The organism is Lientehia hominis (assembly GCF_021044755.1).
In the GTDB taxonomy this organism is placed as follows: domain Bacteria; phylum Bacillota; class Clostridia; order Lachnospirales; family Lachnospiraceae; genus Lientehia; species Lientehia hominis.
In genome coordinates this window covers 121768-130156 of record NZ_JAJNOR010000007.1, presented here as the reverse complement: position 1 = coordinate 130156, position 8389 = coordinate 121768, and the positions used below count along the sequence as shown (strand labels likewise).

General features: G+C 49.4%; 7 protein-coding genes and 1 riboswitch. Of the genes, 2 read left to right on the top strand and 5 right to left on the bottom strand.

What is annotated here, in order from left to right; all coding sequences use genetic code 11:
- Together LQE92_RS12155 and LQE92_RS12150 are read right to left on the bottom strand one after the other, a co-directional pair.
- Window positions 1-116, bottom strand: a 116-nt coding sequence (locus LQE92_RS12155; RefSeq protein WP_231062612.1) for a formate--tetrahydrofolate ligase, incomplete at its 3' end; no start/stop codon positions are given.
- Between the two features lie 101 nt (window positions 117-217).
- Window positions 218-301: riboswitch (ZMP/ZTP riboswitch) on the bottom strand.
- Window positions 302-366: 65 nt separating this feature from the next.
- Window positions 367-1350 carry an ABC transporter substrate-binding protein gene (locus tag LQE92_RS12150; RefSeq protein WP_231063223.1) on the bottom strand — a complete coding sequence of 328 codons (984 nt, stop codon included), beginning with the start codon at window positions 1348-1350 and terminating at the stop codon, window positions 367-369.
- 232 nt (window positions 1351-1582) lie between these two features.
- Between LQE92_RS12150 and LQE92_RS12145 the strand changes: the two genes are divergently transcribed.
- Window positions 1583-3328 carry a sensor histidine kinase gene (locus LQE92_RS12145; RefSeq protein WP_231063222.1) on the top strand — a complete coding sequence of 582 codons (1746 nt, stop codon included), beginning with the start codon at window positions 1583-1585 and terminating at the stop codon, window positions 3326-3328.
- Window positions 3300-4823, top strand: coding sequence for a response regulator (locus LQE92_RS12140; RefSeq protein WP_231063221.1), 1524 nt, complete (start codon window positions 3300-3302; stop codon window positions 4821-4823). Before LQE92_RS12145 ends, LQE92_RS12140 begins: the two co-directional genes overlap by 29 nt.
- On the opposite strand, the gene LQE92_RS12135 is transcribed toward LQE92_RS12140, so the two are convergent.
- The 3 genes from LQE92_RS12135 to LQE92_RS12125 are packed head-to-tail and all read right to left on the bottom strand — an operon-like array spanning window position 4810 to window position 8287.
- Window positions 4810-5799, bottom strand: a complete 990-nt coding sequence (locus LQE92_RS12135) for an ABC transporter permease (RefSeq protein ID WP_231063220.1) — start codon at window positions 5797-5799, stop codon at window positions 4810-4812. The two genes, LQE92_RS12140 and LQE92_RS12135, sit on opposite strands and share 14 nt — an antisense overlap.
- Before the next feature lie 12 nt (window positions 5800-5811).
- Complete coding sequence (locus LQE92_RS12130) at window positions 5812-6759, bottom strand: ABC transporter permease (RefSeq protein WP_231063219.1); 948 nt, start codon at window positions 6757-6759, stop codon at window positions 5812-5814.
- The gene (locus LQE92_RS12125; RefSeq protein ID WP_231063218.1) at window positions 6728-8287 is read right to left on the bottom strand and encodes a sugar ABC transporter ATP-binding protein; all 1560 of its coding nucleotides are present in this window, start codon (window positions 8285-8287) and stop codon (window positions 6728-6730) included. Before LQE92_RS12125 ends, LQE92_RS12130 begins: the two co-directional genes overlap by 32 nt.
- Between the last annotated feature and the right edge of the window lie 102 nt (window positions 8288-8389).

Below are 8389 nucleotides of genomic sequence, written 5' to 3'. Positions count from 1 at the left end.
TTGTACTTTCCGTACTGCTCCAGGTACTTCTCATCGATCCCAGCCTTTGCCGCGATCTCCGTTACCGGAGCCATTGTGCACTCCTGTGCGATCTCGATGTCACTTTTGAATCCCATAATTTTACCCTCCTATATGTATATAAATATTTCTGCCCTTTTTGCTCCCGGCCGGCTAACCCTCCAGCTTTTAAAAACAAAAAAGGACAACATTCAGAAACAAATGCTGCCCAGACGGTCGGCTCTTATATGGCTCCGATTCCACTGTGGTACTCCACAATTATCCGTCAGTAATCGGAACTTCGTTTTGATAGTTGTATACTAACACGTTGTTAAGCATTTGTCAAGCCTCTATTTTGCTTCCCATTACTCAAAATGCAAGCTCCATATTTTCCCAGACATTTTCACTGTCGATCAGGATATCCTCGTTGATGATCCTCGCCGGTACCTCTTCTCCATTCCGGTATTTTTCAAACGTATCAAAGACAGATTTTCCAAACAGGGGACTGCATGTCACCGTACATGACAGCTTCCCGGCGAGAATCGCCTCAAAGGCTTCCTCCTGTCCGTCAATAGAACAAAGAAGAACCTCCCTCCCGACCTCCATTCCTGCATTTTCCAGAGAGATATACGCTCCCAACGCCATTTCATCGTTGTGACAGAACACCAGGTCAAAATCTCCGTCGGTGGCGATGATGATGTCTTTCATGACCTCTGCCGCTTCTGCCCTGGAGAACTCTCCCGACTGGGAGGCGGCGATTTCGATATTTCCCAAAGCTTCCGCTCCTCTCCGGAATCCCATCGCCCTGTCTCTTGTATCAGAGCCTCCCACCTTGCCCGTTATCTCCACCGCTTTCACCTGGGAGACCCCCATATCCCGCAGCTTCTCCGACGCCCAGTAAGCGATCTGTTCTCCCTCTCCCGCCAGGTCTGAAAGGATCGCCGTCACATAATCCCTGCCCGCTTCCGCGTTGGCCATCCTGTCAATCAAAAAAACGGGTACATGCCTTTCCGCACACAGCTCCAGGGTTTCCGAAATTTTATCTGTATCTACCGGAGAGACCAGTATCCCCTCACATCCTTCATTCAGCATGCGTTCTATATCCTCTGCCTGTTTTCCGGCATCCTCTTCAGCTGACGCGGCCATAAGCTCGTACCCCCTGTCTTCTGCTTCCCTCTGGATATCTTCCAGCTGGGCGACACGCCATGCCCCTTTTATATCCGGCTGCGAAAATCCAATTTTAATACGATTCTCCGCAAACGTCGTTTTTTCCTCAGTCTCATCTTCCGTTCCGGCTCCGCATCCACAGGCCAGGCACAAAAGCAGTATTCCGCAAATCCATTTTTTCCTCATATTTTCCTCCAAACCCGCCAGATATCATATCTTTGGTCACTGGTCATCCATATAGAACTTTTAAAATATTTGGGATTTATTTTAGATATTTTTAGTTTATCACAAAATAACTTGTGGTTTTTGTGAATCCCTCTATATTTTAGTTTTTTACTGTAATTTCAACTTTTGTCTCTTATTTTATTGTATAATTTAATAATAGTAAAAAATTAGCTTGGATTTTTGAGGTATTTTTATGAAAATACAGCGTAAACTCATACTTACTTATCTGGGAATCGCCATAATTCCCATGCTGATATCCGGCACTATCATGCTCGGCCTCTTATACCATTCTCTGGAACAGTCCACTATCCGTTCCATGACCAACACCCTGCATTACTGTACGGATAAGATCAATGAAATATTTTCCGGAGCCGAGGTCCTCTGCGATACCATAGCCAATAATGCGGACATTCAGAAAATGCTGAGGGAGCATCCCGCCGGCGGGACTCCCCTTTTCTACCGCCAGCGGCTCACCATCAACAACCAGCTCTATTCTCTCCGGCACGTATATGAAGATACAGTCAGCTCTGTATGTCTGCTTCTGGAAGACGGCCGGACGTTTAAAGGACAAGAATTCAATCTCTACGACATCCACTATCAGGATGAGGGCTGGTATCAGGAAATACGCCGTGAGAACTATTCCTGCGTCTGGTACGGACTTGTCCCCCAGTCACTGATGGTACACAACCTGTCCGGACCGTACATTACCATGGGCTATGCTCTGATCAATCTCCGTACCGGCCAGAGCTGTGGTATCATTCTGGCCGACATTGCAGAAAACACTATACAGGACATCCTGCAGGAAAACCTGCCGGAGCAGGCCTGTCATATCCGTCTCCACAAAGCAGACGGAGAAACGGTCATAGAATACCTGAACACGGAAGGTACGGATTTTTTTCATCCTTTGTCAGTCAGCAGCCCGCTGGAAAACGGCTGGACTCTCACGCTGCGCTGCTCCGTCCTTTCTCTGATGAAGAACCCCTTACAGATTGCCGTAATCGTCTTTCTGACCGTCTCCTTTGCCATCACAATCCTGGCCGTTTTCTGTTCCAGCCGCTTTTCCAGGTCCATATCCAGGCCTTTGAACCAGCTCTTAAAGATTATGGACGATGTGGAACATGGAAATCTGGAGGCCCAGATTTCCATTGACACCAACCTGGTAGAGATCAACCAGCTTCTCTCTTCCTTTAACACCATGGTGGAACAGGTGGGCCAGTTGTTTCAGAAGCTGGAGGAAGAACAGACGGAAATACGCAAGACACAGTTTGCCGCGCTTCAGGCACAGATCAATCCACATTTTCTGTACAATACCCTAGACAATATTGCCTGGCATATCAGAAGCAATGACTCCCAGACTGCCCTGGAAAGTCTGATGGCTGTCTCCAAGCTCTTCCGCATTTCCCTTAGCAAGGGCCACCCTTATATTCGGATTCAGGACGAACTGGAGCACGCCAAAATGTACCTTGAGCTCATGTCTATCCGATATGAAAAACAGCTTTTTTATGAGATCCGCGTAGATGACCCCTCTTTACTGGAATTCTACACTCCCAAGCTGCTTCTGCAGCCTCTCATAGAAAATTCCATTACTCATGGAATCTCACCCAGACATCCGTTCCGTGGAAGCATCCAGATCCATATTTCTTTTTCCGGGAAAGATATCCTGCTGCGGGTAATGGATGACGGTATCGGAATGGACACCTGCCATCTGGACGCCATCAATCAGATGCTGGCCACCAACGTCCTTCCAGAAACTCCTGCCGGCCAGACAGGAGGCTTTGGCATCTATAATATCAACCACCGCCTGAAGTCCCGGTACGGCGACATTTACGGGCTCAGTATCGAGTGTACCGACCATACGACTGTTTCTATCCTGATTCCCAGATGCAATAACAAAGGAGAGTGTATGCCCAATGATCAAACTGGCTGTAGTGGAAGATGAAAGCTTTGTCCGAAAATGTCTGGTACATACCATTCCATGGCAGGACCAAGGATGCTGTGTCATCTTTGAGGCCGCCGACGGCAAGGAAGCGCTGGCCCGTCTGGAAGAAGGCCTGATTCCCGATATCATTATTTCTGATATCTGTATGCCTGACCTTTCCGGCCTTGAACTTCTGGAGCATCTGCATTGCCTCTATCCTGACATCCGTCTTATCTTCATAAGCGGACATGATAATTTTGAATACGCCCAAAAAGCGGTAAATCTGGGAGCGTCCTCCTACCTTTTAAAACCAGTCGAGCCGGAGGAGCTGACGGCCGCCGTCCGCAAGGCTTCCATGTCCCTGGTCCCGGCTTCCCAGAAAAGAGAGTTTTTGATCCACACCCTTTTAAACGGCACTCTGACCATGGAAATGGCAGAACAGAGCCAAGAGCTCCTGCACGAACTGAATCACGCTTTTTATGGCGCCGTTTCCATCAACTTCTTTAATTCAAAAAAAACTCAATTTCTGTACAAGGATTTCTTTTCTTATCTTTCCCGGCATGAGGATTCCGTCATCCGGCTCTGTATGCTGCCTTACTTCATGCAGTTCCTGATTCTTGAAAAAGATGAACGTTCCGCAGACCGTTTATGCCGGGAGACAGTTGATTTTATGGAAAAAAGCATCCAAGAATTATATGGTCCTGAATACATCATAACTGTCAGCGATATCTGCCACGGGCCGAACAGTATTTTTCTTTCCACCTCTTCTTCTGTGAACATGCTGAACCTGAGGAGTATTTTCCCTGATAAACACGTATTCCGCTCCGCTCAGTCCTATCCTGTCCCCTATGAAGACTATGCGGCCTGGTCCCATATCGAGAGCCTTCTGGTGGAGGCTGTCCTGAACGGAAACCATTATAAGCTGAATTCTACCCTGGACATGGCCTTCAGGCAGCTTAGTCTCCAGCCTTCTCCCGTATCCAATGTCTATTATTTCGTTCGCTCTCTGCTCCATACCCTGGGAGAACGCCTGTCGGCAGAGGGTGTGGATTTTCAGAAGCTCCTAAACGAGGCCCCTGAAAAGACCGGCTTTTCAGCCAGCGCTTCTCTCCCCCAGATGAGGCTCCGCCTGGGAGAGCTGCTCACCTATATCACGGAACAGCTCCTCCGGCAGCCTGCTCTGAATGTGGACGCCCTGATTCTGAAAGCAAAACGGTATATCGACGGTCACCTGAACGATCCGAATCTCTGTCTCTCAGAGACGGCCCGTCACGTACATTTGAATCCCTCCTACTTTTCCAGTCTGTTTTCCACCCGCTGCGGTGACACCTTTATCAATTATGTAAACCGGAAACGAGTTGACTACGCCAAGCTCCGCCTTACGGTAAGCGACAGGAAGATCGCCGCGATCGGAGAAGAGGCGGGATATCTGAACACATCTTATTTCAGCACTGTGTTTAAAAAATATTCCGGCCACTCTCCTTCCGAATACCGCGCCATGTTCACGAAGCCGTGAGTATCTTCCGTTTCTTTTTTCCCGTGGTCTTCTGATGTGTGATCACGGCCTGAACAAATACCACCGCTATCAGAATCGCTCCGGTAAATACCCGTTCCCAAAAGGAACTGAGAAATGACTGCATGTTAAACACATTGGTAAAAAGCCCCATAATGGTCACTCCTATAAAAGTCCCGGAGACCTTTCCCACGCCTCCCGAAAGATATGCGCCGCCGATCACGGCGCCGGCAATGGCAGCCAGTTCATTCCCCTGTCCAGTCAGCGGGTATGCCGACCCTATCCTCGTCACCACGATCATGCCGGAAAAAGCGGCCAGCATACCGCTCAGGGTATAAGCGGTAATAAGCGTCGCGGGCACACTGATCCCCATCATGGTGGCTGATTCCGGATTTCCTCCCACCACGTACATATTTCTGCCTATCCTGGTCCTGTTTAAAAGGAAGGAACCGGCGGCCAGCAATACGACAAAGATAATGGCCGGCACTGTGATAAAAGAAAAAAATTCTCCTTTCCCCAAAACCTGCAGGCTTCCTGGAAGCTTCCCCACAGAATAAGTGTTTTCTCCGATCAAGACCAGCACCAGTCCTCTTATGAACATCTGCGTGGAAATGGTCCCTACGAAGGGCGGCATTTTCATACATCCCACCAAAAGGCCGTTGATGAACCCGAAAAAGGCTCCGCATAAAAGAGGCATGGCGATGGCCATAGCAACCGAATACTTGCTGAAGTACAGTGTTACGACCGCTCCAAGCGCGAACACGGAGCCCACACTCAGATCAATGGAGCCGCACAAGATGACAAACAGCATCCCGACGGCGATTGGCCCGGTAAGGCTGATCTGGCGGAACACGTTGCTGAGGTTTTCCATGGACAGAAAATTTTGGTTGATACACGAGGCCAGCACCAGCATGATGAAAAGGCCGACCAGCGAGACGTTGCTCCTGACCGCTTTTTTTATAAAATTCCAAATCTTCATAATCTGGCCCTCCTATCTGTGTCCACGTCTGTGAAGATAGACTGCCGCCACAATGATCACAGTCTTGATCATCAGAGAATAGGAATATGTGATGTTATGCATGTTCACCATTATCGTCACCATTTGGAGCAGGACCGCACCGCAGAACGTACCCAGAATGTTTGGCTTCCCTCCGGTCACCGGGGTTCCGCCCACCACCACAGCTGCGATTGCGTCTGTCTCCAGCTGATAACCCATGGTAGCCGGGTCACAGCTGGTCACGCGGGCCGTTTCCAGAATCCCCGCAAAGCTGGCAAATATGGAGCAAAGCACAAAGCAAAATGTGCAGAGAGCCATCGTATTGATACCTGAAATCCTCGCCGCAGCGGGATTGTTTCCATAAGCTTCCAGCTTTGCGCCGAAGCTCATACGGTTAACGACTATATACATTACCGCAACTGTAAGTACAATGATCAGGACCTGTATCGGCACAACTCCTCCTATCCGGATTCTGGCAAAGCCGGTAAACGCATCATTCATACAGCTGATCCGGTATCCGTCCACCACCACCTTAGCGATTCCTCTCAGCATATACTGCAGAGAAAGAGTCGCCACCATAGGCAGAATCCGGAACCTGGCGACCAAGGTCCCCGCGAACAGGCCTCCGGCCGCTGCCAAAAGCACCGCCAATATGACACCGGCCGCGATATGGCCCTTGGAAACGCACAGCGCCAGGACAATGGCCGACAGCGCCATAGTCGACCCGACAGATATATCAATCCCTCCGGTAGCGATCACCAGCGTCATCCCCATGGCCAGCATCAGGATGGTGGTGGATTGTACTAAAAGATTCCAGAAAGTCGTGACACTCACAAAATTCCTCGTAAATATGCAATTGAAAACAGTAAAAAGCGCCAGCGCGATCGCCGCTCCGTATCGATATAATAAATCATGATTCTGTTCCGTCTTTCTTTTCTTCACTGCCTCCCTCATCCTCCTTTCTGCTGCGTTCCAGCAAAGACGCCCCCGCTATTATCTGCATGATATTAGGTTCGTTTATATCCCTGTCCTCCAGTTCTCCCGCGACCTGTCCCTCTCTTAGCACCACAATACGGTCACAATTTCTCACCAGCTCTGACAGCTCAGAGGAGATGAACAGGACACTGATCCCCTGTTCCGCAAATTCCACTATCAGCTTTTCAACTTCTCGTTTTGCTCCCACATCAATTCCCCTGGTCGGCTCATCCAGAATGATAAGCTTGGGATCCGTAGCCAGCCAACGGGCCAAAATGACCTTCTGCTGGTTGCCTCCCGACAGGTTTTTAAGAAGCTGGGCGTCCGTGGGCGTTTTTATCCGCAGCTTTCCAATATACTTATCTGAAAGTACTTTTCTCTTTTTCTCACTGATGAAACCCTTCCGGCAGATATGCTTTAAAGAAGAGACCGTGATATTATCCTTGACGGAGACATCCGGAAGAACCCCCTCTTCTCTCCGGTTTTCTGTGCAGAATGCCAGGCCGGCTTTCACAGCCTGATGCGGTTCTTTAAAATGTACTTCTTTTCCATCCACAAAAATTTTTCCGCTCTGGTACTCCTCGCAGCCAAATATGGCTTTTGCTGTTTCCGTCCTGCCCGACCCCAAAAGACCTGCCAGCCCCAGAACCTCTCCTTTTTTGATCTCCAGGCTGACGCCGTTTACCTTTGGAAAGCTGTAAAGCCCTTCTGCCTTAAGGACCGTATGCTCTTCATCCACCGGAGTACTCCGAACTCGTCTCTCCCCGACAGCCAGATCTTTCCCAACCATCTTCGATATGAGCTCCAGCTGGGTAATCTGGCTCATTTCATAAGTGCCCACATATTCCCCGTCCTTCAGCACCGATGTCCGGTCGCATATCTCAAATATCTCATCCAGCCGGTGAGAAATGAAGACTACAGAGATTCCCTGCTCCTTTAGCTTCCGTATGATTCCAAAAAGCATCTTCACCTCATTGGTGTCCAGAGAAGAAGTCGGCTCATCCATTACCACCAGCCTGGCGTTCAGACTGACTGCTCTGGCAATCGAGGTCATCTGCTGCTGGGCGGTCCCATAGCTGTTCAGCTGGCGCCTTACGTCCAGCTCCAGTCCCAGTCCGTCTACCAGCTCCTGTGATTCCCGGTTCATCCTCTTCCAGTCAATTCCAAACTTATTTTTCGGATAGAATCCAACATAGATATTCTCACTCACCGTCAGATACGGTATCATGTTCAGTTCCTGGTACACCGTGCTGATCCCCGCCGTCTGAGCCTCATGGGAATTCCGAAAGCTCTGCTTCTTTCCTTGAAAAACAATCTCGCCTCCGTCCGGCTGGTAAATACCGGTGAGGACCTTGATCAAGGTAGACTTACCGGCTCCGTTCTCTCCCATCAAAGCGTGGACCTCCCCTTCCTTTACGGAAAAATCCACATGATTCAGCGCTCTGACTCCCGGGAAGGATTTGGAGATGTTTTTCATTTCCAGGATATTTGCCATTGTTACCCTCCTTGCATTTCTAGTAAGCCATCCAGAAAACAGCGCGCCGGCGCTTTAAGAGCACCGGCGCATTTTTTGTCTGCTCCACTTTCATTCAGCAGA